Raw genomic sequence first — 24,769 nt, 5'->3', positions numbered from 1 at the left:
GGGTGAGGTCAGCGCGGTACCAGGGGCGGCGGGGACCACTGCCCGTCGAGCACTCGTTCGTCCGGGTTGTACATGCGCAGCAGCAGGGAGAATTGCCCCTGCTCCGGGATCGGCAGCCAGTTGGTCCGCGGTACCCGGGACCCCGGATCAGCGGCCTGCACCGCGATCTCCAGTGAGCCGTCCGGTGCGAGTTGCGGCGCCTCCCAATGGCCGACGGACTGGATTCCGGCCGGGTTCTGCACCAGGAATCCCTGCGAGTCGTAGGCGGTGAGTGACCAGAAGGTGGCCACCGGCGGAGTCTGCCCGGGTTCGAACCGGAGGACGAAATCCAACGGCATGCCGTTGTCGTCGGCCTCGTCGAACAGCGCCGGATACACGATCACGACGGCCAGGTTCGCCCCGATACCCCGGTAGGCGGTGGTCGCGCGGAGCAGATAGTTGGTGCCGTATCTGCCCACATTGGTATCGAGTACCCAGCCGTTGCGCAGCTGGCTGCCCGGGTCCACGTAGGCGATGATCCGCTTCCGGGCGGCATCGGCGCCGGCGCCCAGCTCACCGGTACTCACTCCCTGCGGCTCGCCTCCGGGCCGGATCCCGATCGTCGCGAAACGGCGCAGCGCCGGTTCGTCCTCCGGCGCGGGCGGATTGTCCACCATCAGGTCGCACAACTGCTCGTAGAATTCGCGGACGGGCATCTGTTCGACCCTGTCCTGGGTCGCCGACTCCGACCAATCCTGGTTCTCCGGGATCGAATCGGATTCCGAGGCCGCCGGGGTATTCCACGCGCTGAGCGGCGAGAGCCGCAATTCCGACTGGATTCGCCGCACCGCGGGCACATCGGACGGCCCGCGTACCTCTATTCGCCCGTACAACCAGGCATCGGCGGTGGGGACGCGGATCTCCACGACGCCGTCCGGCAGTGTCCCCGACCAGCCCGGTCCGGTCACGGCGTAGGTGAACGGCGCTTTCGCGTCCGGTCCGGCCCCCGGATCCACGATCGTCGGCGAGGAAACCGTATTGGTCCAGGCGTCCAGAACCTGCATCGCCCAGCGGCGGTCCTCGATCTCGGGTACCCGGAACAGGACCGGTTCGTCCCGCAGGTCCAGCCAGCCCACCGAGTACAGGTTGTCCAGGTCGATCCGGGGGACGGTGCGCTGGCTGGCGGCGGGTAGCGACGAGGTGTGCTGGAAGCGATTGGCGGCCGCGTATTCGAGCGCCCGGCCGCGGATCATGGCCAGCAGGATCAGCGGATATCCGAAGACATAGGCGTCGGTGGCCACCGCGCGACGATCGGCCGGCGTTCCCGACGGCGGGATATCGCTGTCGTCCTCGCCGCTCCCGCAGGCCGTCAGCCCCGCCATCGCGAGCAGACCCAGCATCGAACGCCGGGTCAATCGGAGGCGGTCGGCTTCCAGCGCTCGTAGCAGATCACCGGTTGCCGCGGCCCGGGCCTCGCCCATTGGCATACTCCCTGATCATCGCGTATCGAAGGACTGATCGCAGGATACGCCCAGGGTAGCCGAAAGGTTGCCGACGCGGTCGGCGCGGCCGTTCTCAGATCTCCAGCACGGTATTCATGATGGTGCCCGCGCTGGTGGCGACCACACCGCCGATCATGGCCCCGGCCACCATCTTCGGTGACTGCAGACCACTGCCGGACCATTTCTCCCAGGCGAATCGCCCGCCCGCGTAGACGATGCTGACGATTCCGGAAAGAATGGCCAGCCAGGTCGCGTACCGGACGAACTGCATGATCTTGTCCGCCAGCGGCGGCGGCTCCGGGGTGGGATCCGTGACCTGTGCGTATACCGAAACTGCGTCCATGAATGACGCCGCGATGATGCTCACCGTCTGCTCCCTCGCCGACAACCTCAGGGGCGCACGGCCCCCCTCCATCATCCAGACCGGTACCGCCGCGACGCAAGTTCTTGCCGCGCAGCGGCTTTCACGCTATAACCGCTGGTGACCCGAATCCCGGCCCGGAGCTGGGATTACTGCGACCGTCCCGGCGAGCGGTTACGATGCGAGTGCGTTCCCGCCCGCCCCGAACACCCAAGTGAGCTGCGAGATGATACTGGCCGCCGTGACCGATACGCTGGCGCAAATCGGCAACCCCACCCCCGAAGCTCCGCCCATCTCCGATAAATTCCTGCAACTGGTCCGGTACCTCACCTGGTTCGTCCTGCTGGCCGGGATCTGCGCGATCATCTACGCCGGTGGCAAATTCGCCTGGGAGAAATGGTCCGGCGGCGGTCTGGAATCACCGAAGATGGTGGCCGGAGCCATGATCGGCGGTGTCATCGCGACCAGCGCCGGCACCATCATGAACGCCGTCATCGGCTGAGCGTCCGCCGCGGCGATCAGTTCCAGGCCGGCCCGGACGGATCACCCCCGTGGCCCCGCGCCTCCTCGGCGAGATCTTCGGGTTCCCAGTGATCTCCGAAGATCTCGGCCTCTTCCTCGTCCGAGAGCAGGATGCCCTCCTCCCGGGCCGCGATCAGCCGGTCCAGCCCCTCGGCGGTCCGGTTCAGCCGCGCGGCGTACGCGCGGACCCGGTCCCGCTGACGGCGCAGCGAATCGATCGCCGAGGCGGGAGCGTCGAGCAGCTCACCGATCTCGTCGAGCGCCACTCCCAGTTCCCGGTACACGAGCACGCGCCGCGCCCTGGCGATATCGGAACCGGTGTAGAGCCGGTAGCCCGCGGTGGTCCGCGCGGAGGCGCGAACCAGCCCGATCTCGTCCCAGTGGTACAGAGCCCGCACGGTAACCCCCAGCAGCGCTGCTGTCACACCTACGGTCCGGCCTTCGTGCTCTACGTCGTCCTGAGCGGCGTTCGTCATACGATCCAGTTTGACAGCTCATCGCGGCCCCGCGATCGCAGCCTCGAGGTCGGCCACCGTACCGGACATGATGCTGCGGATATGGGCCGTAATATCTTCCGGCGACCAGTCCCACCACGCCACCGCCAGCAACCGCGCGATATCCGGCTCGGCGTAGCGGGTGCGGATCAGCCGGGCCGGATTACCGCCGACGATGCCGTAATCGGGCACATCGGCGGTGACCACGGACCCGGCCCCGATGATCGCGCCGTGGCCGATCCGGACTCCGGGCAGCACCGTCGTCCCGTAGCCGAACCAGACGTCGTTGCCGACCACGGTGTCACCACGGTTCGGCAGGTCGGCGAGCAGATCGAAATGCTCCGACCAGGATCCGCCCATGGTGGGGAACGGAAAGGTCGACGGGCCGTCCATCCGGTGGTTCGCGCCGTTCATGATGAACCGCACCCCGGTGCCCAGCGCGCAGAATTTGCCGATGATCAGCTTCTCCGGTCCGTAGTGGTACAGCACATTGCGGGTTTCGAACGCGGTCGCGTCGTCGGGGTCGTCGTAGTAGGAGAACTCGCCGACCTCGATCAACGGTGAGGTGACAAGAGGTTTCAACAGCACCACCCGGGGTTGTCCGGGCATCGGGTGCACGACAGTGGGATCGGCGGGGACGAGGTCGGGCACGATGGGCTCCTTCGGATGCGGGACGGAGGGCGGCGGATCTCAGCGGGCCGGTGCGGGTGCGCGCATCTCGAGGCGCGCGCCGTGCCAGCGTGCCCGCAGCCGGCGGTCGTGGCTGACGACGACGAGTGCGCCGGGGTAATCGGACAGCGCTGTCTCCAGTTCCTCCACGAGTTCCGGTGCGAGATGGTTGGTGGGTTCGTCGAGCAGCAGCACCTCCCACGGTTCGCGGACCAGCCGCGCCAGGGCGAGCCGCTGCCGCTGCCCGGTGGACATTTCCGCGACCCGGGCGGTGAGCTGTGCGCGGGTGAACAGCCCGAGCGAGAGCAGTTGTTCGGTATGCCCTTCGATATCACCGGGCCGGCCGCGCGCGAAAGCCTCCTGCAAGGTCTGGCCCGGTTCGGCCGGCGGCGGTTCCTGGGCGAGGTATCCGACCCGCCCGCGCCGGGTGACGACGCCGTGCCCGGGCGCGAGGGCACCGGCGAGCACCCGCAGCAGGCTGGTCTTGCCCGCGCCGTTGGGTCCGGTGATCAGCACGCGGTCTCCCGGGGCGAGCGTGATACTCGTCGGCGCGAGCCGGCCTTCGACGGCGATATCGCGGGCGTCGAGCACGACGCCGCCGGCTTTCCCGGTGCGTAGTGCCGGTGTGAAACGCAAAGGTTCCGGAGGTCGCGGAACCGGATCGGCGAGCAGGCGCCGCAGTCGTTCCTCGGCATTGCGGACCCGCCCGGCCAGCGATTGCTGCACGCGGCCGCCCGCCCGGTCGTAGGCCATCTTGTTGTTGTCCTTCATCGCCCGGCCGGGCGCGACGCGGCGCGCCGTGGTGGCGGCGGTGTCGCGGAGCCGGTCGATATCGGCCTCCCACTGCGCGTGGGCCTGCACCCAGCGCTGCCGGGCCGCGGCCTTCTCGGCGCGGAAACCGTTGTAGCCGTTGCCGTATCGGACGATGCGCCGCCGGTCCGCGTCGACCTCCAGCAGCGAGGTCGCCACCCGTTCGAGGAACACCCGGTCGTGCGAGACCGTCACCGTGGTTCCGCGACGGGTCCGCAGATGGTTTTCCAGCCAGGTCAGTGCCTCGTCGTCGAGGTGGTTGGTCGGTTCGTCCAGCAGCAGCACCTCGGGGCCGGCGGCCAATACCGCGGCCAGCCGTAACCGGACCTGTTCGCCGCCGGAGAGTCCGCCGACCGTACGGTCACGGGCCACCAGCCCCAGGCCCAAACCGTGCAGGGCCCGTTCGACCCGGGCGTCGGCGTCGTAACCGCCGCGTAGTTCGAATACTGCCGTCAGCTCGCCGTATTCGGCCGGCGCGGATTCGTCACCGGCGGCCATCGCGGCCTCCAGCAGGCGCATCCGGTTCTCCAGCGCGCGCAGTTCACCCAGTGCCCGGTCGACGACCTGCTGCACGGTCATCTCGGGTGGCAGGTGCTCATCCTGGGCGAGATAGCCGATTCCGCCGTCGGCCCGGACGACGATCTCGCCGCGATCGGGCCGCTCACGGCCGGCGAACAGGCGCAGCAGGGTGGATTTACCGGATCCGTTCTCACCGATGATCCCGGTGCGCTCGCCCGCGGCGAGCGAACAGGTCACCTCATCGAGTACCGGCCGGCCGTTGAAGGATTTGCCGACCGCGAGCGCGGTGATCTGGGTGGGCATGGACACTCTCCGAAGCATTCGAGTACGGCGCGGCCGCGATGGACCGCAGGACTGCGGGAACGCTTCGAATGAGCATCGGCTACCTCACTAGTGCGACGACTGTTGCATTAGCATGGTGCCACACCGCACCGCCGCGAGCAACAGGATCTCCGACCATGACCTCCCACTCCCCGGACGACACCCCCCACCCGGCGCCCCGCCCGGGCGGGCGGACCGCCCGAATCCGCGCCCAGGTACTCGAGGCCGTCCACGCCGAACTCACCGAACACGGCTACGACGCCCTCACCGTGGATGCGGTCGCCGCGCGCGCCGGAGTGCACCGGACCACGGTGTACCGCCGCTGGCACGATGTCGGCGGCCTCATCACCGATGTCATATCGGCCGCCGCCGATATCGACTGGCACCCCCGCGACACCGGGTCACTGCGCGGCGATCTGGCGGCGCTCAACCACGAGATCCAGGATTCGCTGACCGAGCGGCCGTCGATCGCGGCCGCGCTGATCGCGGTCTCCTTCCGCTCGGAGGAGGCCGCCCGGGCTTTGCGGCGGCTGTGGGAGGACCGCTACACCCAGTCCGGGATCGTCGTCGACCGCGCGATCCGGCGCGGCGAACTCACACCGCCGGTCGACGCCCGCGCACTACTGATCGCCGCGACCGCACCGGTGTACCACGAACTGGCGTTACTGCGGACCCCACCGGACCCACGGCTCCCGGATCGAGCGGCCGCAACCGCCGCCCTGGCCGCGCGAGCCGGCGCCTTCACCGTCCCGCCTCACCACTGACCGGACACACGCCCCGAGCCGCCGGAAGCCCTGTCTCGGCTATCGAAAATATGTTCGAACTCGGGTACGGTACCTCCATGCCCGAACTCGCCCCCATCCCGTTCGCCCGGCTCAATCTCGAACAGGTACGGGAACGACTTCTCGCCGCGGCGGCCTTCGGCGAGTCCCTCACCCCCGACCAGCTCGAGGCCCTGGCCGGCAAACTGAGCGCCGGCCTGACCATCTACATCGAGGCCACGCAGAACCGCGCGCCGCGGCCGCAGCCCCCGGCCGCACCCGGCCGGGCCTGTCTCGATTTCCGGGGTCGCCGCTACTGAAACCGGTCCATCCGCGCGGTGCGGATGGACCGGTTCGCAGGCGATACGGGCTCAGTCGCGTGGCACCGTCTCGTCGTCCTCGTCGATCGGTTCGATCGGCGAGGTGACGAGTTCGAATTCGCCCTCGTGCCGCTCCACACCCTGCAGCACCGCGCCTTCCACCAGTTCCACGCCCAGGTTGGCGCGCACGATGATCGGATCGCTGCGCACATCGCGATACAGCGAAACGCACATCATCACCATCACGACCATGAACGGCAGCGAGACCACCGTGGTGAGCGCCTGTAGCCCGGTGAGCGCCCCGCCCAGATCGTCGGAATCGGCGATCACCAGCATGATCGCCGCGACGGCGCCGGTGGCCGTGCCCCAGAAGATGACGGTGAGCCGGGACGGTTCGATACTGCCGCGCTCGGACAGCGTGCCCATCACGATCGAGGCCGCGTCCGCGCCGGAGACGAAGAAGATACCCACCAGGATCATCACCAGCACGGTGGTGATCGAGGTCAGCGGATACTCGTCGAGCAGGTGGAACAGCGCGAAATCGGGATTCACACTGCCGTCGGCCTCGGTGAGGTCGTGGGTATCGGTCTGCTGCCGGATGGCCGCGCCGCCGAAGATCACGAACCACACCAGGCTCACCAGGCTGGGCACCAGCAGCACACCCGCCACGAACTGACGGATGGTGCGGCCCCGGCTGATCCGGGCGATGAACATCCCGACGAAGGGGGTCCACGAGATCCACCACGCCCAGTAGAAGATCGTCCACACCGACAGCCACTTCTCCATCTCCTCGCCACCGGCGATACCGGTGCGCGAGGCCATGGTGGGCAGGTCGGCGATGTAGTCACCGAGCGCGGTGGGCAGGAAGTTCAGCATGAACAGGGTGGGTCCGGCGACGAAGACGAAGATCGCCAGCACCACCGCGAGCACCATATTGATATTGGACAGCCACTGGATTCCGCGCGCGACACCGGACACCGCGGACAGGACGAACGCGATGGTGAGTCCGGTGATCACCAGCACCAGCCCGACCTTGCCGACGGCGTCCACCCAGCCGTTGAACTCGAACCCGGCGCCGATCTGCAGCGCCCCGAGCCCGAGCGAGGCGGCCGACCCGAACAGGGTCGCGAAAATCGCCATGATGTCGATCGCCTTACCGCCCACGCCGTCCGCGTTGCGCCCGAGCAGCGGACGGAACACCGAGGAGAACAGCTGCGAGCGTCCGCGCCGGAAGGTGCTGTAGGCGATGGCGAGACCGGCGACCGCGTAGATGGCCCACGGATGCAGCGTCCAGTGGAACAGCGTGGTCTCCATCGCGACCTCGGCCGCCTGCGGACTACCGGCCTCGGCGGTGCCCGGGGGCGGGGAGGTGAAATGGGTGAGTGGTTCGGCGACGCCCCAGAACATCAGGCCGATACCCATACCGGCGCTGAACATCATGGCGATCCAGGACACCGTCCGGAACTCCGGCGTCTCGTCGTCGGCGCCGAGCGGGATCTTGCCGTAGCGGCTCAGCGCCAGCCACACCACGTAGACGACGAACGAGGTCGCGACCAGGACGAACATCCAGCCGGTATTGGCGATCACCCAGGACTGGGCGTTGGAGGCCACCCGGGCCAGGCTCTCCTGGTCGATGATCCCCCACAGGACGAAGGCCACCGCCCCGATCGAGGTGATACCGAAGACCAGCCGGTCGAGGCCGCGCCCCGTCCGTCTGCCTCCTGCTCCGCCCGGCAGGCCGTTGTCACGTGTCACGGTTCCGCCGCCGGTGTCGATCGCCATGGACGAGTCCTTTCAGATCGCACTGTGCCCGGTGAGGCATCGCGACCTGCGAGGACCAGCCGGTATCCGACTACTCGGCGTATCGCGGCAACGCCACCGAACGGGATGTTCCGGGAAAAACCGTACCCCGCCCACCCGGAGCCGACGCGCCGAACACCGAACCGCCGGTCGGCGCGCCGCTTCACGACGGGGCTGTCGGCCGCCGCGCGCCGAGACCGGAGCCACCTTGCGGGACTACTGTCCGAACTATTGTCCGGTTATTTGTTCGATTCCGTGGACCGCATCCCGCCGGGCTTGCGAGACTCGTACCCGGACCCCGCGGAACAGGAGGCGAGCCGAATGGCACAACCGGCGAAACTGGTGGTCGGAGCCAGCGGATTCCTGGGGTCGCGACTCACCCGGTTGCTCGTGGACCGCGGCGACCGGGTACGGGTCATGGTGCGGCACACCAGCGATATCCGCGCGCTCGCGGATTTGCCCGTCGAGTTCCACTACGGCGATCTGTTCGACGACGACGCCGTACGCGCCGCCATGCGCGGATGCGATGTGGTGTATCACTGCGCGGTGGACACCCGGGCGTGGCTCCGCGATCCCGAACCGCTGTTCCGGACCAATATCGCCGGTCTGCGCCATGTGCTCGACGCCGCCCTCGGCGCCGACCTGCACCGGTTCGTCTTCACCAGTTCGGCCGCCACCATCGGCCGCCGGCCGGGCGGGGTCGCCGACGAGACCGCCGTTTTCGACTGGCCGCGCCTGGGCGGCCCGTACGTGCGGTCGCGCGTGGCCGCGGAGAATCTGGTGCTGCGTTACGCCGCCGAACGCGGCCTGCCGGCCGTGGCGCTGTGCGTGGCCAACACCTACGGCCCCGGCGACTGGCAGCCCACACCGCACGGTTCGTTCGTCGCCGCCGCCGCGCTGGGGGTGCTGCCGTTCCGATTCGCCGGTACCGGTGCGGAGTCGGTGGGTATCGACGATGCCGCGCGGGCGCTGATCCTGGCGGGTGAGCACGGCCGCGCCGGTGAACGCTATATCGTGTCGGACCGCTTCGTCACCAGCGCCGAACTGCTCACCGCCGCCGCGGAGGCGGTCGGCCGCACACCGCCGCGCGTGGCCGTCCCACTGCCGCTGCTGTATCCGGCCGCCGGGCTGGTCACCGCCGCCGCGCGAATGCGCGGGCGGGATACGCAATTCACGCCGACCTCGGTGAATCTCATGCATGTGATGTCGCGGATGAACCACGGCAAGGCCGAACGGGAACTCGGCTGGAAACCCGAACCCGTGCTCGACGCGGTGGCCCGGGCCGCGGAGTTCTTCGTGGAACGCCGGGCCCGGCGGCGTGCGGCGACCGGCCACGGGAACTGATCACGGCGGTCCGCGACCCGCGTCGGCACCTGCCGCCTATGTTTTGCACCATACATATAATGTGTAGGATGCAACACAGTTCCGGGTGCATGGTATAACGACTCGCGGGACGGTCCGCGGGCCGTCCGGGTAGACGAAACGAGCAGGACACCCGCCATGGACAAGCACACCGAGCGCATCGAATTCGAGACCATGCTGCTGGGCCGGCACAGCCTCAATGCCCACCTGCGCCGGCCCGACCATCTCGAACGCAGCGCCTACCTGGTGCTCCGCCGCCTCGGAATCGAAGGCCCCATGTCGATCGGCGAACTCAGCGACGCGTTCGGGCTGGACGCCTCGACCGTGCACCGGCAGACCGCGGCCATGATGAAAGCCGATCTGGTCGAGCGCATTCCGGACCCCGGCGGCGGGGTGGCACGCAAGTTCCGCATCACCGAGGAGGGCGAGCGGCGGGTCCGCGCCGACCGGGACTACTACGTGAGCGCCCTGGACCGGGTACTGCACGAGTGGAGCGCCGAGGACGTGCAGACCTTCGCGGCCTATCTACAGCGCTTCAACACCGATCTGGAGGTCCGGGAGGCGCGGCCGTGGCCACGACCCTCCCCCGCCTCGCCCCGGGGTCAGTAGCGCCCCATATCGACCTGACGCCGCGCGTTGGACAGCGCCGTCACCACCGCCGAACCGAGCGGCCCGGACCGGTCGTAGAGCGTGACGGCGCCGGCCGAGATTCCCGCGGCCGAGATGTGATCCCGCGCGATCATGCCGATTCCGAATCCCTCGGGCAGCCGGGCCAGGGTCAGGGTGACATCCGAGTTGATATAGCCGACGCCCGCGGTCCCCCAATTCGACATGAGGCTCGCCGCGTCGGCCGCCATCCCGGCGCGCTGGAAGGGTGTCGCGATCTCCCCCGCGACCACCGGCAGCATGTTCTGCCACATCGCCTTGCGCTCGCCGTTCTGGGTGGCGGCGAAATCCTTGGTCCACTCCCCGTCTCCGCTCTTGAACAGCGGATGCGCACCGGTTTCCGAGGTATCGGGAGCGTCGGGGACCGGGAGGTAACGCTCGGGCTGCCACAACTGCCCCTCGGGCGCCTCACCGGTGCGCAGGTACACCACGGTCGCCCGGGAGTGCACCTCCCCGCGTTGTATCAATTCGGCGTCGGCCACACAGATCCGCTTACCCTCACGCACCACCGCGCTGCGCAAGGTGGCGGGCTCGTCGACGACGGGCCGGAACAGGTCGACGGTGAATCGGGCCGGGACGAATTCCGGTCCGGGCGACCGGGTATCGAGTTCACGGGCCAGCAGACCGCAGACAGCGGGCCCACTGACCTGGGTCGGGCTCCAACTCGACATGGCTATCGGGGTGGGCAGGTACTGCTCACCCTCCCTGGTGAAGAACGCGAACACGGTCCCGACTCCTCTCACGCGAACCCGCCCGTGAATTACAACACGTTCTAGTTTCGCGAGCCCACCGAGGTGTCCACCTGCCCGGATATTCGCTAGGCACGGATGAGTCCGGTCAGCGTCTCCGCCTCGGCGGCGAGGACGCCGAGGTCGCCTTGCCAGCCCAGCGCCCGCAACCCGGCATCGGCGATCACCCGCTGCGCCTCGGCGGATACTCCACCCTGATCGCTGCGGATATTGATCACGGTCTCCACCAGACGGAACGGCAGCACCTCGGCACCCCGGACCCCGGCCGGGCCCGCCTCGGCCACCGTCCGCGCCGCCAGCGCCTCGTACCCCTCCCGCAGGTGATCGCGGCGCAACCGGAACCGCGCGAACCGGTCGCCGCGCAGCTCCGGCAGGAAGTAGAGGGCTCCGATATTCCATCGCGCGGCGCACAGTTGCTCCAGATCGAAGCGGGCCAGCGCGTACAACCGGACCGCGGCCGGTTCCGGGCGGTCGCGCAGGAGTCCGGCGAGTTCCACCGCCGCCGCGATGGTCTCACCGAGCAGGGCGTCGAGGATATCGTCCTTGGCCGCGAAATGGTGGTACAGCGAGGCCTGACGAATACCCACCGCCTCGGCGATCGCCCGGGTGGAGGTGTTGCCGTAACCCCTGGTGGTGAAGAGTTCGGCGGCGGCGTCGAGGATTTCGGCACGCGGCGTGTGCCCCTGACGGCGCCGCGGCTCTAAGCGCGGCCGGCCCGGACCGAGTTGGGTCATACGCCCATTCTTCCCGACGACGCCGGCGAGCCCTCGGAGATATTTCTGTCACTTGACAGAAATATCGGCAACGCAGACGTTACGCGCGATCCCGATACGGATACATCACCGTCACCACGACGTCTCGCCGTCCAGGAAAACTTTCAGTCGATAGATATTCGTATCGGATCGAAGGGCCTCGGCCATGATCATTCTCGGAATCGCGATCAGCGTGCTCGCGGTAATCGGTATCGGCCTGCTGGTTTCGCGCAAAGTGGACGGCGACAGCGTCAACTTCCTCGTCGCCGGCAGATCCCTGGGCCTACCGCTGGTCGCGGCGGGGCTCATGGGTCAGGCCGTCGATTCCAATGCCACCCTGGGCAATACGGATCTGTCCGGGTCCCTGGGTTTCTGGGCGGGCGCCTCGCTACCGCTGGGTCTGGGCCTGTGCCTACTGCTCACCGGGATCTTCTTCGCCAAGCCGATGAACCGGATGGGCCTGCTGACGCTGCCGGACTTCTACCGGATCAAATACGGACGCGGCGTGGAACTGACCGCCTCCATCCTCATGATCTTCAGCTTCTGCATTCTGCTGGCGGGCAACCTGGTCGCGGGCGGATACCTGTTCGAACGCTTCCTCGGTGTCCCCTATACCGCGGGCGTTCTGCTCATCGTGGCGATCGTGCTCACCTACACCGTCACCGGCGGAATGTTCAGTGACGCCTACACCGCGCTGGCCCAGATGGTGATCACGATCATCGGCTCGCTCGCGCTGCTGATCTGGGTGGGATCGACCTACGGGATCCACATTCCCGACGGGATGGGCCCCTTCGATCTCGGCCAGCTGAGCAACACCTCCGAGGGCGCGGCCATCAACTGGGCCACACTCATCGCCCTCGGTATCGGCGATATCGTCGCCATAGATTTCATGCAGCGCATCTTCTCCGCCCGCTCCCCCGAGACCGCCCGGCGCGCCTGTTTCGCCGGCGCCGCCGGTACCGCGATCGTCGGCATCCCGTATGCCCTGGTCGCCCTGGCCACCACCGATATCGTCGATGCCGAGGGCGGCCCGCGGCTGCTGGCCCTGCTCGACGAGCACGCACCCGCCGGACTGGCGATCCTGGTGCTCTCGGCGATCGTCGCCGCGTCCTGTTCCACCGCCAACGGCGCCATCCTCGGGACCGCCGCCGTGGCCACCCGCAATATCGCCGGCCGCACCGAACGCACCGATGCCGCCGGGCGCGACACCCTGCTGCGCGATGTCCGGCTCACCATGATTCCGGTCGCGGCGGTCGCGATCTTCTTCGCGGTCGAGGTCCCGCAGACCGGCATCCTGCTCACCCTCGCCTTCGACCTGATGCTGGCCGGGCTGATCGTGCCGTTCGTGGCCGCCCACCTCACCCGGCGGATCAGTACGGCGGCGGCGGTGGCGGCGATGGTGGTCGGGCTCGGCGTCCGGCTGGTGCTGTTCGCCCTCACCCCGACCATGTACGGCGTCCCCAACACCGTGCTCTACATCGACAATTCGCTGATCGGTCCCGGATTCGACGGCTGGCCCACCTTCCTGGGCTTCCTCGCCTCGCTGGTCGCCTTCCTGGTGGTCCTGGCGGTGCAGCGGCCACGGCCCGCCGAGGAGGAAGCCGCCACCCCGAAGCCCACGACCGTCGATTCCGCCGCAACGGAACCCGCGACTCCCGCGCCGGCCCCGACGCCGGAACCCATCCCGCAGCACGGCTGACCGATCCGCGCCGACGGCTCGAAAAGCCCGCCACGGCAAGTCCTGCCCACCGACGAGCAAGGAAAGACGATGACATCCACCACCGCCTCGACGGCCGGCGCCCGCGAACACGCCCGCGCCCAGGCCACGGCCACCGCCGAACCGGATCTGCCCGAAGGTGTCGACGCCGCCGACACCACCTGGACCGTGCGCCTGCCGGCCGAGGGTTATATCGGCACCGTGCTGGGTCGCGGCACCCGGCTACGGATCGCGGACCCGCACGGCGCGGCCTGCGCCCATCTGTACCTGCTGCGCGCCGAGGCGCCGTGGGAGCGACTGAACATCGCCGATACCGTCAAGGTGCCGTGGCAGGCCTACCTGGGCGACGGGCATCCGCTGCTGTCCGACCAGGGCCGGGTGCTGGCCACGGTGGCCGCCGATACCTCGGGCCGTCACGACGCGCTGTGCGGCGCCGGACCGCAGGGCCGCGAACTCCTGGCGCGGGCGGCCATGAAATACGACCTCACCACCCGCGATATCGGGGCGACCCTCTCGCTGTTCCGCGGTGTGCGCGTCGGCGGCGACGGCGCCCTCACGGCGACCGGATCCGCCGGGGCGGGCAGCTACCTCGAACTGCTGATCCAGTTGCCGGTCACGGTGCTGGTGGTCAATACCGCCCATCCCCTCGACGACGCCCCGGTCACCGACCTCGACCTGGTGGCCTGGCCGGGCGATCACCTCGATGTGACCGCGCTCAACCGCGATCCGGAATACCGGCGCGCCGTGGACAACACCGAACAGGCCTGGTCGGCCGCCCGGACTCGACAGGAGTGGATATGAGCAACGCCGCGACCGCGACCGTGGTCCTCGACGAAACCGTGCCGGCCCGCGCGCCGTGGTCGGCGATCGTCCGGGCCGGAGAACGTCTCGACATCATCGACCTGCACGGTAACCAGGCCGTCGACTGCCTGCTGTATTCGGCCGCCGACCACACCGACCGCTACAGCGCGCAGGCCACCGTCACCGCGCAGCGCAATATCTTCCTCACCACGGGCAGTGTGCTGCGCACCGATGCGGGCACCGAACTGATGACGGTCGTCGCCGACGAGGTCGGCAACCACGACACCGTCGCGGGCGCCTGCTCACAGGAGTCGAACACCCTGCGCTACGGACAGCACACCCGCCACCAGCACGCCTGCGTGGAGAACTTCCTCTTCGAGGCGGCGAAATGGGGTATGGGCAAACGCGACCTGGTGTCCAATATCAACTGGTTCATGAACGTGCCGGTGGATGCCGACGGCACGCTGGGCATCGTGGACGGGCTGTCCGCGCCGGGGAAGACGGTCTCGCTGCGCGCGGAGATCGACACCCTGGTGCTGGTATCGAACTGCCCGCAGATCAACAACCCCTGCAACGGTTTCGACCCCACCCCGGTGCGCATGGTGGTGACGCGATGACCGCCCCGGCGGCGGCGCCGCAGCGCACACCGGAAACGCCCGCCGACCCGCGGGTCACCGTTGTCCGGCCCGGTCTGCTCACCACCGTGCAGGACTGGCCGGGCCGCACCGGGTACTGGCACGTCGGGGTGCCGCCGTCGGGGCCCATGGACGATCTGTCCTTCCGGCTCGGCAACCGCGCACTGGGCAACCCCGAGGGCGCGGCCGGGCTGGAGTGCACCATGGCGGGTCCGGCGTTGCGGTTCGCCGAACCCACCTGGGTCTGCGTCACCGGGGCGCCGGTCGAGGTCACGGTGGCCGGCCGCCCGGCCGCGATGTGGCGCCCGATCCTGGTACCCGCGGGCGCGACCCTCGATATCGGGACCGTGCGCGGGCCCGGTATGCGCTGCTACGTACTGGTATCGGGCGGGCTGCGGCTGCCCGCGTATCTCGGCAGCGCGGCCACCTTCACCCTCGGCCGGTTCGGCGGGGTGCAGGGCCGCGCGCTCGCCGCCGGCGACGCCCTGCCGGTGGACCCCGCCGCCGGACCGCCCACCGGACCGGTACCCGGCGGGGAGCAGCCGGTACTCACCCGGCGGTGGCAGCTGGCCGTCACCGAGGGCCCGCACGGGGCGCCGGAGTTCTTCACCCGCGCCGATATCGACACCCTGCTGGACACCGACTACGAGGTGCATTTCAACTCCGACCGCACCGGGGTCCGGCTGATCGGGCCCAAACCCCGCTGGGCCCGCGACGACGGCGGCGAGGCCGGGCTGCATCCGTCGAATATCCACGACACCGCCTATACCGTCGGCGCACTGGATTTCACCGGTGACACCCCGATCCTGCTCGGCCCCGACGGGCCCAGTCTGGGCGGATTCGTCTGCCCGGTGACCGTGACCGCCGCCGAGCTGTGGAAACTCGGCCAGTTGTGCCCCGGCGACACGGTCCGTTTCGTGGCCGTCCGGGCCGATCGCAGCGCCTCACCGGGCGAACTCGGTGCGGCCCGGCGGGCGGACTGGCCGGTGGTGCTGTCCTCCGGCGGCGACGGCGACGACGGCGTGCTGCGGCGCGGTGAGACCGCCGACGGTACGGCCGTCACCTACCGGCGGGCCGGTGACGACGGCATCCTCGTCGAATACGGCGAGATGACCTTGGATCTCGAATTGCGGGCCCGGGTGCACGCCCTGCACGAACGCCTGCTCGCGGGCCGCGAACGCGGTATCACCGAGATGACCCCCGGTGTGCGCTCCCTGCAGATCCGCCTGGATCCGGCGGCCCTGCGCACCGCGGCGGCCCTGGACCTGCTGGTCGAGGCCGAAGGTGAACTCCCGGCCGCCGATGATCTCGTGGTACCCAGCCGGACGGTGGATCTGCCGCTGTCGTGGGACGATCCCGCCACCCGGGAAGCGATCACCCGGTATATGCACGGGGTGCGCGCCGACGCCCCGTGGTGCCCGTGGAATATCGAATTCATCCGGCGGATGAACGGATTGGACAGCGTCGACGACGTTTTCGATACGGTGTTCGCGGCCGAGTATCTGGTCCTCGGGCTCGGGGATGTGTATCTGGGCGCACCGCTGGCGACCCCGACCGATCCCCGGCACCGGCTCGTCACCACCAAGTACAACCCGGCCCGCACCTGGACTCCGGAGAACGCCGTCGGGATCGGCGGCGCGTATCTCTGCATCTACGGGATGGAGGGCCCGGGCGGTTACCAGTTCGTCGGCCGCACCACCCAGGTGTGGAGCCGGCGCACCGATACCGAGACCCCCTGGCTGCTGCGGTTCTTCGACCGTATCCGCTGGTATCCGGTGGAGGCCGCCGAACTCCTGGAGCTGCGGGCCGATTTCGCGGCCGGTCGTGGCGAACTGCGCACGACCCCCGGCGAATTCCGGCTGGCGGAGCACCGCCGCTTCCTGGACGACAACGCCGGATCCATCGAGACCTTCCGGGCGCGCCAGAATGCCGCGTTCGCGGCGGAACGCGAATCCTGGCGTCGCTCCGGTGAATTGACCGACCGCGCGCCGGCGGGCTGAACACGTCGACCCGGCCGGTGCGCCCGGCGGAATCCGGGCGCACCGACGCCGTGTTCAGGCCCCCGAGCGCACCGGGGTGGACTGCAACTGCTCGAGCATCTGTTCGGTACTCAGCACCATGCCGCAGCGGCGGGCGGTGTACTTGAGCGCGATCGAATGCTCTTCGCGGCTGAAATCGGCGACGGCGTCGTGTGCCAGGAACGCGTGGATATCGTTCATGAACGCTTCCGCGGCACTGAGCATGCAGCCCATATGCGCGTAGACGCCGGTGACCACCAGCTGATCACGGTTGCGGTAGCCCAGCAGCTGGCGCAGATCCGTGCGCTGGAACGCCGAGTACCGCCATTTGGTGACCTGGATATCGTGCTCTTCGGGCTTCAGTTCGGCGATGACCTCGGTATCGGGCCCGTCCGACATTCCGGTGCCCCAGAAATCGGCGAGCAGCCCACGCCGGTCGGGATGCTGATCGCCCGGCTGCATGCTGTAGATCACCGGGATACCCAGATCGTGGCACAGGGTGCGCAGACGATCGATATTGGCGATCATCGTCCGCGCCGGTTCCTGATCCTGCTGGTAGGCGGTGAGGAAGTAGTTCTGCATATCGTGGATGAGCAGAGCGCATCTGTCGGGGTCGAGTCTCCAGGACACCCGGTTGGTGATCTCCTCGTCCAGCGACGGCATCGCGTACGGTGCGATCGGCTGCATAGGCATGGCCAGGACTCCTCATCTGTTGTGGCCCACCGGTCTTCTGGACAACCGGCGGGCCCGGGCGCAGTAGCGATGTGTTCGAGGTCAGGGCACGGCGGCGGGCCGGCCGGCCACACCGAGCGGGCCGAGGACGCGCTGGAGTTTGCCGGTGGTCTCGGCCAGTTCGTCGCCGGGATCGGATTCGGCGACGATGCCGCCGCCCGCGTACGCCAGTAGGGTCTTGTTGTCGGCGGCCAGTTCCGCGCAGCGGATGCTGACCATCCATTCACCGTTGCCGTCGGCGTCGCACCAGCCGACCGCGCCCGCGTAGAAACCGCGCTCGCCCTCGAGTTCGGCGATCAGCCGGGCGGCCGCCGCCGTGGGCGTACCGCAGATGGCCGGGGTGGGATGCAGGGCCGCGGCCAGTTCCAGCGCGGAGGGGCCCGCCGCCGATACCGTCGCACCGATCGTGGTGCCCAGATGCCACATGGCCGGGGTCTCGGTGAGATCCGGGGTGGCCGGGGTGTGTACATCGGTGCAGCGGTCGCGCAGCACGCTCGCCACATGGTCGACCACGTAGCCGTGCTCGTGCTGATCCTTGGCCGAGCCCAGCAGGGACTCGGCGGCGATCCGGTCGGCCACCGGATCCTCGGGAACACGTCGCGCGGAACCCGCGAGCGGATGACTGGTGACCTCGGACCCGATCCGCCGCACCAGGATCTCCGGGCTCGAACCCACCAGGTGGCGTCCGGTGTAGACGCCGCCCGCGGCGGACAGGTCGACCAGGTAGCCGTTACCCGCGGGATCGGTGGAGACCAGCAGGTCCAGCAGATCGGCGGCGCGCACCGCCCGATCGGCCCGGGCCCGCAACCGGCGGGCCAGTACCACCTTGCGCAGCGGATGGGCCGGATCGGCGAGCAGGCGGACCGCCGAGGCGACCCGGCGGACGTGCTCCTCCGGTTCGGGCAGTTGCTCGGTGACCGCGATCTCGGGCGCGGTCACCGGACGCGGCGTGCGGGGGCCGTCGGTCACCGAGACGGTGTCCGGCGCCCACAGCGCGGCGGGGGCGCCGGGCGTGAACGGGAGCGCGCCGACGATATGGGTGACCCGGCGGGCGCGGAGTTGGGCGACGGCAACGGCTGCGCTGTGGAAGACACGGCCCCCGGCCGACGCGGTCACGGTGCGTTGCGGCCGGGACAGGACAAAGGCGGGATCCGCGGTGTCCGCGGAATACTCGGCGTTGATGATGATCATCCTCTCGTGTCACATATCCAGCGTTGCGCCGCCATCGACCCGCAGATCGTGCATGGTGATGTGGCGCGCGGCGTCGGAAACCAGGAAGCGGACCGTGGCGGCGATATCGGCCGGTTCGGCGATCCGCCGCAGTGGGATGCCCAGCCGGTAGTTCTCGGGATCGCCGTCGAGCAGGCTCGTCCGGGCGTCCGCACCGAGTCCGTGGTCGCCGGAGTCCGCGTACATTCCGCGCAGCATGGGGGTGTCGGTCGAGCCCGGGGAGACCACGTTCACCCGGACACCGTGCGGGGCGACCTGCAGCGCCAGCGACCGCGCGTAGGCGGTGGCGGCCGCTTTCGCCGCGCCGTAGGGCGCGAGGTTCACCCGCGGCACCGTGGCGGAGTTCGACGAGACCACGACGATCGAGCCGCCACCCGCGGCGACCATCTCACGGGCCGCCCGCTGGGCGACGTACACCGCGGCGCTCGCGTTCACGGCGAGGCAGGCCACCCATTCCTCGGCCGGGGTGTCCAGCGCGGAACCGCCGATCATCGCCCCCGCGGCGTGCACCACCACACGGGGTGCGCCGAACTCGGCGAGGTACTTGTCGAAGGCCCGCGCGACCGCCGCCGCATCCGTGAGATCGATGGTGGTGGCCCGGGTCCGGGTGTTCTCGTGCTGCCGGCCGATCCGGTCGGCGGTGTCGTGAACCCGGGTGTCGCGGTCCCACAGCGAGACGAGTGGGGAGTCTGCCGCGAGGTCGGTGGCGATTGCCGCGCCGATCCCCCCGGCGGCTCCGGTGACGATGACCCCTTCGCCCCATTGCTTCGTGCCCATTAGGTTAGCCTAACCTGAAGTTACATCGTAAAGCTAGCGTTACGGTGTGATATCGAACAAGATCGCCGATCGGAAAGAGGTGCCCCATGCCATCGACCGCGCTCCCCGGTTTCATACCGTGGCCGCCGGAGGAAGCCGACCGGTTCCGAACCGAAAAGTGTTGGACCGGTGAAACGTTCGGCGCTCTTCTGACCGACCGTGCGAAGAACACCCCCGATGCGATCGCCGTTGTCGACGCATCGCATCGCTGGACCTACGCCGAACTCGACCGCCGCGCGCGCTCGCTGGCCACCGGGTTCCGCCGGCTCGGGATCGAACCCCGCGACCGCGTCCTGGTCCAGCTGCCCAACCGCGCCGAATTCGTGGAAGTGATCTTCGCGCTGTTCCATCTCGGCGCCCTGCCGGTGTTCTGCCTGCCCGCGCACCGGGAGGCCGAACTGATCCCCATCGGCACCGCCGCCGGGGCGGTCGCGATGGTCACCTGTGACCGCCATCAGCTCTTCGACTACGCGGCCCTGGCGGACAAGGTTCGCGCCGCGGTCCCGAGCCTGCGCCACCTGCTGCTGCTCACCGACGATCCGGATCACGAGTTCGCCGACCGCGCCGCCGATCTCGCCGATTTCCGTGACGAACCCGGCGACCTGCCCGAGGTCGACGCCTCCGATGTCGCCTTCCTGCAGTTGTCCGGCGGCAGCACCGGGATTCCCAAGCTCATCCCGCGCACCCACGACGACTACCTCTACAGCGTGCGCCGCAGCGCCGAGATCACCGAACTCGGCCCGGACAGCGTCTATCTCGCGACCCTGCCGGTGGCCCACAACTTCCCGATGAGTTCGCCGGGCATCCTCGGCGCCCTCTACGCGGGCGGCACCGTGGCCATGACGCCCGACCCCACCCCGTCGACCGCTTTCGCGGCCGTGGAGCGTTTCGGGGTCACCATCACCGGACTCGTCCCGCCGCTGGCGCGGCTGTGGGTCGAGCGGGCCGAGAAGGGCGGCGAACTGCCCGATCTGTCCACCCTGCGGGTGCTGCAGGTGGGCGGCGCGCGCTGCCCGGACGAACTGGCCAAGCGGGTCGGCCCCGCGCTGGGCGCCACCCTGCAGCAGGTCTTCGGGATGGCCGAGGGCCTGGTCTGCTACACCCGCCTCGACGATCCGCTCGACGTGGTGGTGGGCACCCAGGGCCGGCCGATGTCGGAGTACGACCGGATCCGGATCGTCGACGACGCGGGCGAGGAGGTCGCGCCGGGCGCCGACGGAAACCTGATGACCCAGGGCCCGTACACGATCCGCGGCTACTACGACAATCCCGACGCCAACGCCCGCAGTTTCACCCCGGACGGCTGGTACCGCACCGGCGATATCGTCGCCGTGCGCCCCGACGGCAATCTCGTGGTGAAAGGCCGCGCCGGCGACTGGGTCAACCGGGGCGGGGAGAAGGTTTCGGCCGAGGAGCTCGAGGAACATCTGCTCGAACATCCCGGGATCCGCGACGCGGTGATCGTCGGCACGCCCGATCCGGTGCTCGGACAGCGAATCTGCGCGTTCGTCCAGCCACTGGATCCGGCGGACCCGCCGACGCTCACCACGGTCCGCGCCTTCGTGCGCGGACGCGGGATCGCCGCCTGGAAGATGCCGGACGCGGTGGTCACCGTGCCCGAGTTCCCGGAGACCGGGGTCGGCAAGACCAGCCGCCGCGATCTGCGGCGGCTGCTGGCCGAGAGCCACGGCGAGCAGTGACCCCCGGTGCCGCGCACCGCGCCGCACGCGCGGTGCGCGGCGCCCGGTCACGGGCACAGCACCTCCAGCCAGGAATCCAGTACCGGATCACCGGCCAGCAGCATCGGATCGACGGTCTCGTGACCTTCCGCGCGCCACTTCTCCACCAGTTGCATGATGCGCACCGAATCCAGCCCGGCGTCGAGCAGATTGGTATCGGTGGACAGCTCCCCGGGGGCGACGCCCATCACTTCGGCCACATCCCGGATGAACCGCTCGCGATCGGATACCGTCGTCGATTCGTTCGTCATCTGATCCCTCATTCCTCGCGGTCGAAATCCGCGACCCCGTGTTTCCAATAGCCCGCGATCAGGCAGTCCTTCGGCCCGACACCGAGTTCGCCGCGTATCCATTTGCGGATCGGACGCAGTTGCCCGGCTTCGCCGGCGACCCACGCGTACACGGTCTGCCCGGCGGGCACATCGACCGTGCGCACCGCCTTCTCCAGCAGATCCCCGGTGCCCGGCGCCACATCGCCCCGGTGCAGCCACCGCACCTCGATACCCGCGGGCGGGTCCAGCTCGATCTCCTCACCCTCGTCGGTGATCTCGACGAACGCCCAGCCCTTGGCGTCGCGCGGCAGCCATTCCAGCCATCGCGCGATCGCGGGCAACGCGGTGATATCACCGGCGAACAGGTAGTTGTCGTAACTGGTGGGTACGACCACGCCCCCGGGCGGACCGGCGATATGGATGCGGGTACCCACGTCGACCGATTTCGCCCATTCGGCGGCCAGGCCACCGGGATGCAGCGCGAAATCGATATCGAGTTCGGCACCGGCGGCGTCGTGGCGCCGCACCGTGTACTCCCGGGAGATCGGCCGTGGCGCGGGCCATTCCAGCGACAGCCCGTCGCGCACGGGCAGCCGCAGGGCGCCGTCGGAATCGGGGAAGATCAGCCGCACGTGCTCGTCGGGGACGTAGCTGTGGAACCCGTCGAGACCCGGTCCGCCGAAGGTGATCCGGATCAGGCCGGTTCCCACGGCCGCGGTCCGGATCACCTCCACTTCCCGCAGGCCGATCGGGTACCCGACCTTCGCGCCGTGCGCACCCGCCAGTACTTCGGCGATCCGTTCACGGTAGGCCGCGCGATCCATCACACACCGTCCTTTCCTTTGTCCACGATCCCGGTGGGCTGTACCGGTGGGACCACCCCCGTGCCGGGCAGGCTCCCGGCGACTTCCGCGGTGGCGGCGGCGTCCGCGCCGGGCGGTTTCCCGGCGGGTGCGCCGGGTCCGGGCGGGCGCGCGGGTGCGAGGAGACCGGCCAGCGGCGCCATGAGCACCAGGGCCGGTACGAACAGCACCAGCACCGCGGCGCCGTAGACCACCAGCGCGGTACCCGGTTCCACGAGATTGCCGACCGCGCCGGCCGCCATCGACCCGACCGCGGTACCGGTCACCGACTGCACCATGAGCAGACCCGACATCCGCCCGCGCATATCCTCCGGCGAGTTCTGCTGCAGTACCGCGTAGCGCAGGATGTTGTTCACCGCCCGCGCCACGCCGAACGCGGCCAGCCCGAAGAAACTCCAGGCCGCCTGCGGCCAGATCCCGGCCAGGATCACCCCGACCGGCATGAGCGCCAGCGAGATCAGCAGCACCAGGCCGTTACGGTTCGCGCGGCCGATCCAGCCGCTGGTCAGCGATCCGAGTACCGCGCCCGCGCCGGGTGCGGCGTAGAGCAGGCCCAGGGTCGCCGGACCGGCCTCGAGCGCGCGGTCGGCGAAGGCGGGCAGCAGCACCAGCGGGCCGGCCACCAGCATGCCGAGCAGACCGCTCACCAGCACCGCGCGGATGATGCGGTGCCGCATCGCGAATCCGATACCGTGCCCCAATTCGACCAGCGGGTTGCGGATCTCCCGCGCCGGCGGCGGAGCCGGTCCGATCGCCCGGACCAGCCCGACGGTGCCCACGGTCGCCACCGCGGCGGCGAAGAACGCGAAGGAGACGCCGATCTGGGCGATGAGCACACCGGCGATGGCCGGCGTGATCATGGTGCCCAGATCCGAGGTGAGCGTCGTCAGCGCACCCGCCGCGGCCACTTTCTCCCGGCCCACCAGCATCGGCACCAGCGCCATGAGCGCCGAGCCGCTGATACCGCCGGCCGCGCCGTCCAGCAGCGCGGCGAGATAGATCACGACCAGCGTCGGATCGGGCAGCAGCGAGTTCACGCCGAGCGCCAGGAAGGCCACTCCGGCCGCCGACCGCGACCACTGGATCACGGTGCGCCGGTCGAACCGGTCGGCGATGACGCCGCCGGCCAGGCTCCCCCCGAACAGCGCGATCGCCATCGCCGTGGACACCCCGGCGACGTGCAGACTCGACCCGGTGAGGTCGTAGACCTGCACCGGCAGCGCCACCATCAGCAGCCCGATCCCGAGGACCGAGATCAGGCGCGCGCCGAAGGCACAGCGGAACCGCCGGCTCTCCCGCAACGGGGAGAGATCGATGAGGAGGCCGGCGGGGGTCGTCACTTGAACTGCTCCGAGATCAGGTCGAGGGTGTTCATCACACCGCGGTAATCCGGCCGGTAGCTGGTGGCCGGCAGTTCGTAGACCTTCTTGTCCTTGAACGCGGGCAGCTGCGCGTACATCGGATCCTTGCCGAGATCGGCGGCGCTCTTGGCACCGCTGAGCGGCACCACGATGACGGCCTTCTGATCCAGCACCTTGGTCAGCAGTTCGGGGCTGAAGTTGAACCAGTCGGCGGAGGGGTTGATCTCCGGGTTACCGGCCTTGGCCACCACCTGGTCGTCGGCCTGGAAACCCAGCTCGGCGAGCAGGGTCGGCAGCGCGGCGTTGGACAGGATCATCTTCGGCTGTCCGTCGGAGGCGGACTGGAAGTAGCCGATCTTCTGCTCGGGCGCCTTGATCTCGTTCTTCACCTGCGCGAGGCGATCGTTGTAGGCGGTGAGCAGTTCGTCGACCTTGTCGCCCTTGTTCACGACGTCGGCGAGCAGTTTCAGCTGGTCCTGCCAGCCGGTGACATCACCGGGCACCAGCACCGTCGGCGCGATCGCGCTGAGCTGGTCGTAGGCATCCACCGATTGTTTGGCGGGGAAACCCTGGCCGCCGCCGATGATCAGATCCGGCTGCATGGAAGCCACGAATTCGACGTTCACGGCCTGCCCGATCGGGACCACCTGGGTGCCCTGTTCGGTCGCGTCGGCGGTCCAGGTCGGGGGGAATTTGCCGCTGCGGTCGGTGACGCCGAGCACCCGGGTGTCGGCGGCGGTCACCGGAACGTCGAGGTCGTAGAGGTAACCGGCGAGCGCGCCGTTGAGCACCACGACCCGCTGCGGGTCGGCGGGCACCTCGATGGCGCCCTTCTGGGTCTGGACCGTCCGGGTCCCGCCCTCGGCGGCGGGTTCGGCGGAGGAGCTACAGCCCGCGACCGCGACCACCGCGACGAAGAGGCCGACTACCGCGCGTAGCCAGGCCGCGAAGCGGCTTCGGGATAACAGCGACATAGGTGTTCTACTTTCTTTCTCGAA

The 24,769-nt window shown here is 69.2% G+C and carries 26 protein-coding genes; 11 read left to right on the top strand and 15 right to left on the bottom strand.

Translation table 11 applies throughout. The features are described from left to right. Positions 1 to 8: 8 nt before the first annotated feature. Positions 9 to 1,460, bottom strand: a complete 1,452-nt coding sequence (locus ACZ6SF_RS17785; RefSeq protein ID WP_466063227.1) for a DUF1254 domain-containing protein — start codon at positions 1,458 to 1,460, stop codon at positions 9 to 11. Positions 1,461 to 1,554: 94 nt separating this feature from the next. Further along, complete coding sequence (locus ACZ6SF_RS17780) at positions 1,555 to 1,824, bottom strand: hypothetical protein (protein ID WP_357427186.1); 270 nt, start codon at positions 1,822 to 1,824, stop codon at positions 1,555 to 1,557. On the opposite strand from ACZ6SF_RS17780, the gene ACZ6SF_RS17775 reads away from it, so the two are divergent. Together ACZ6SF_RS17775 and ACZ6SF_RS17770 are read left to right on the top strand one after the other, a co-directional pair. Further along, the gene (locus ACZ6SF_RS17775) at positions 1,823 to 1,966 is read left to right on the top strand and encodes a hypothetical protein (protein WP_466063226.1); all 144 of its coding nucleotides are present in this window, start codon (positions 1,823 to 1,825) and stop codon (positions 1,964 to 1,966) included. The genes ACZ6SF_RS17780 and ACZ6SF_RS17775 overlap by 2 nt on opposite strands. Positions 1,967 to 2,068: 102 nt before the next feature. Then, positions 2,069 to 2,344, top strand: coding sequence for a hypothetical protein (locus ACZ6SF_RS17770; protein ID WP_030524066.1), 276 nt, complete (start codon positions 2,069 to 2,071; stop codon positions 2,342 to 2,344). Positions 2,345 to 2,360: 16 nt separating this feature from the next. On the opposite strand, the gene ACZ6SF_RS17765 is transcribed toward ACZ6SF_RS17770, so the two are convergent. From ACZ6SF_RS17765 to abc-f, 3 genes are all read right to left on the bottom strand, one after another. Next, positions 2,361 to 2,840 (bottom strand): MerR family transcriptional regulator, encoded by a 480-nt coding sequence (locus tag ACZ6SF_RS17765; protein WP_466063225.1) that lies wholly within the window; start codon positions 2,838 to 2,840, stop codon positions 2,361 to 2,363. 18 nt (positions 2,841 to 2,858) lie between these two features. Beyond that, the gene (locus ACZ6SF_RS17760) at positions 2,859 to 3,467 is read right to left on the bottom strand and encodes a CatB-related O-acetyltransferase (protein WP_466063611.1); all 609 of its coding nucleotides are present in this window, start codon (positions 3,465 to 3,467) and stop codon (positions 2,859 to 2,861) included. 81 nt (positions 3,468 to 3,548) lie between these two features. Beyond that, positions 3,549 to 5,159, bottom strand: coding sequence for a ribosomal protection-like ABC-F family protein (gene abc-f / locus ACZ6SF_RS17755; RefSeq protein ID WP_466063224.1), 1,611 nt, complete (start codon positions 5,157 to 5,159; stop codon positions 3,549 to 3,551). Positions 5,160 to 5,314: 155 nt separating this feature from the next. Here abc-f and ACZ6SF_RS17750 point away from each other — a divergent pair, with 155 nt between their 5' ends. Continuing rightward, on the top strand, positions 5,315 to 5,941 hold the full coding sequence (locus ACZ6SF_RS17750; protein WP_466063223.1) for a TetR/AcrR family transcriptional regulator: 627 nt from the start codon (positions 5,315 to 5,317) through the stop codon (positions 5,939 to 5,941). Positions 5,942 to 6,018: 77 nt separating this feature from the next. Next, the gene (locus ACZ6SF_RS17745; RefSeq protein WP_466063222.1) at positions 6,019 to 6,258 is read left to right on the top strand and encodes a DUF6374 family protein; all 240 of its coding nucleotides are present in this window, start codon (positions 6,019 to 6,021) and stop codon (positions 6,256 to 6,258) included. Positions 6,259 to 6,309: 51 nt separating this feature from the next. Here ACZ6SF_RS17745 and ACZ6SF_RS17740 read toward each other — a convergent pair whose 3' ends face one another. Further along, on the bottom strand, positions 6,310 to 8,040 hold the full coding sequence (locus ACZ6SF_RS17740) for a BCCT family transporter (RefSeq protein ID WP_466063221.1): 1,731 nt from the start codon (positions 8,038 to 8,040) through the stop codon (positions 6,310 to 6,312). A gap of 339 nt (positions 8,041 to 8,379) precedes the next feature. Here ACZ6SF_RS17740 and ACZ6SF_RS17735 point away from each other — a divergent pair, with 339 nt between their 5' ends. Together ACZ6SF_RS17735 and ACZ6SF_RS17730 are read left to right on the top strand one after the other, a co-directional pair. Continuing rightward, complete coding sequence (locus tag ACZ6SF_RS17735; RefSeq protein ID WP_466063220.1) at positions 8,380 to 9,402, top strand: NAD-dependent epimerase/dehydratase family protein; 1,023 nt, start codon at positions 8,380 to 8,382, stop codon at positions 9,400 to 9,402. Between the two features lie 156 nt (positions 9,403 to 9,558). Then, complete coding sequence (locus ACZ6SF_RS17730) at positions 9,559 to 10,029, top strand: MarR family winged helix-turn-helix transcriptional regulator (RefSeq protein WP_466063219.1); 471 nt, start codon at positions 9,559 to 9,561, stop codon at positions 10,027 to 10,029. Here ACZ6SF_RS17730 and ACZ6SF_RS17725 read toward each other — a convergent pair. Together ACZ6SF_RS17725 and ACZ6SF_RS17720 are read right to left on the bottom strand one after the other, a co-directional pair. Continuing rightward, a complete protein-coding gene (locus ACZ6SF_RS17725) occupies positions 10,023 to 10,811 on the bottom strand; it encodes an acyl-CoA thioesterase domain-containing protein (protein ID WP_466063218.1) in 789 nt (262 codons plus the stop codon). The genes ACZ6SF_RS17730 and ACZ6SF_RS17725 overlap by 7 nt on opposite strands. A 92-nt stretch (positions 10,812 to 10,903) precedes the next feature. Further along, positions 10,904 to 11,569 (bottom strand): TetR/AcrR family transcriptional regulator, encoded by a 666-nt coding sequence (locus ACZ6SF_RS17720; protein WP_466063217.1) that lies wholly within the window; start codon positions 11,567 to 11,569, stop codon positions 10,904 to 10,906. A gap of 184 nt (positions 11,570 to 11,753) precedes the next feature. On the opposite strand from ACZ6SF_RS17720, the gene ACZ6SF_RS17715 reads away from it, so the two are divergent. The 4 genes from ACZ6SF_RS17715 (at position 11,754) to ACZ6SF_RS17700 (ending at position 16,740) form a co-directional block, all read left to right on the top strand. Continuing rightward, on the top strand, positions 11,754 to 13,286 hold the full coding sequence (locus ACZ6SF_RS17715; RefSeq protein WP_466063216.1) for a high affinity choline transporter 1: 1,533 nt from the start codon (positions 11,754 to 11,756) through the stop codon (positions 13,284 to 13,286). 69 nt (positions 13,287 to 13,355) lie between these two features. Further along, positions 13,356 to 14,105, top strand: a complete 750-nt coding sequence (locus ACZ6SF_RS17710; protein ID WP_466063215.1) for a DUF1989 domain-containing protein — start codon at positions 13,356 to 13,358, stop codon at positions 14,103 to 14,105. After that, positions 14,102 to 14,722 (top strand): urea amidolyase associated protein UAAP2, encoded by a 621-nt coding sequence (locus ACZ6SF_RS17705; protein WP_466063214.1) that lies wholly within the window; start codon positions 14,102 to 14,104, stop codon positions 14,720 to 14,722. Before ACZ6SF_RS17710 ends, ACZ6SF_RS17705 begins: the two co-directional genes overlap by 4 nt. Further along, entirely contained in the window at positions 14,719 to 16,740 is a 2,022-nt protein-coding gene (locus tag ACZ6SF_RS17700; RefSeq protein ID WP_466063213.1) for a 5-oxoprolinase/urea amidolyase family protein, read from the top strand. The genes ACZ6SF_RS17705 and ACZ6SF_RS17700 overlap by 4 nt, the downstream gene beginning before the upstream one ends. Positions 16,741 to 16,794: 54 nt before the next feature. On the opposite strand, the gene ACZ6SF_RS17695 is transcribed toward ACZ6SF_RS17700, so the two are convergent. The 3 genes from ACZ6SF_RS17695 to ACZ6SF_RS17685 all read right to left on the bottom strand — a co-directional run bounded on the left by ACZ6SF_RS17695 (position 16,795) and on the right by ACZ6SF_RS17685 (position 19,497). Further along, entirely contained in the window at positions 16,795 to 17,451 is a 657-nt protein-coding gene (locus ACZ6SF_RS17695; RefSeq protein WP_466063212.1) for an isochorismatase family protein, read from the bottom strand. A gap of 81 nt (positions 17,452 to 17,532) precedes the next feature. Further along, a complete protein-coding gene (locus ACZ6SF_RS17690; protein WP_466063211.1) occupies positions 17,533 to 18,681 on the bottom strand; it encodes an isochorismate synthase in 1,149 nt (382 codons plus the stop codon). Between the two features lie 9 nt (positions 18,682 to 18,690). After that, positions 18,691 to 19,497: an SDR family oxidoreductase gene (locus tag ACZ6SF_RS17685; RefSeq protein ID WP_466063210.1), complete on the bottom strand. Its 807-nt coding sequence runs from the start codon at positions 19,495 to 19,497 to the stop codon at positions 18,691 to 18,693. 86 nt (positions 19,498 to 19,583) lie between these two features. On the opposite strand from ACZ6SF_RS17685, the gene ACZ6SF_RS17680 reads away from it, so the two are divergent. Next, a complete protein-coding gene (locus ACZ6SF_RS17680; protein ID WP_466063209.1) occupies positions 19,584 to 21,236 on the top strand; it encodes a (2,3-dihydroxybenzoyl)adenylate synthase in 1,653 nt (550 codons plus the stop codon). Between the two features lie 47 nt (positions 21,237 to 21,283). On the opposite strand, the gene ACZ6SF_RS17675 is transcribed toward ACZ6SF_RS17680, so the two are convergent. The 4 genes from ACZ6SF_RS17675 to ACZ6SF_RS17660 are packed head-to-tail and all read right to left on the bottom strand — an operon-like array spanning position 21,284 to position 24,745. Next, positions 21,284 to 21,526 (bottom strand): phosphopantetheine-binding protein, encoded by a 243-nt coding sequence (locus ACZ6SF_RS17675; protein WP_466063208.1) that lies wholly within the window; start codon positions 21,524 to 21,526, stop codon positions 21,284 to 21,286. 8 nt (positions 21,527 to 21,534) lie between these two features. Next, positions 21,535 to 22,371: a siderophore-interacting protein gene (locus tag ACZ6SF_RS17670; protein ID WP_466063610.1), complete on the bottom strand. Its 837-nt coding sequence runs from the start codon at positions 22,369 to 22,371 to the stop codon at positions 21,535 to 21,537. After that, a complete protein-coding gene (gene entS / locus ACZ6SF_RS17665; protein ID WP_466063207.1) occupies positions 22,371 to 23,750 on the bottom strand; it encodes an enterobactin transporter EntS in 1,380 nt (459 codons plus the stop codon). Before entS ends, ACZ6SF_RS17670 begins: the two co-directional genes overlap by 1 nt. Continuing rightward, complete coding sequence (locus tag ACZ6SF_RS17660; RefSeq protein WP_466063206.1) at positions 23,747 to 24,745, bottom strand: ABC transporter substrate-binding protein; 999 nt, start codon at positions 24,743 to 24,745, stop codon at positions 23,747 to 23,749. The genes entS and ACZ6SF_RS17660 overlap by 4 nt, the downstream gene beginning before the upstream one ends. Positions 24,746 to 24,769: the final 24 nt, after the last annotated feature.

Source organism: Nocardia sp. NPDC049935 (assembly GCF_055586645.1).
The sequence above is the reverse complement of the archived record's forward strand: the minus strand, read 5'-3'. Positions and strand labels throughout refer to the sequence as shown.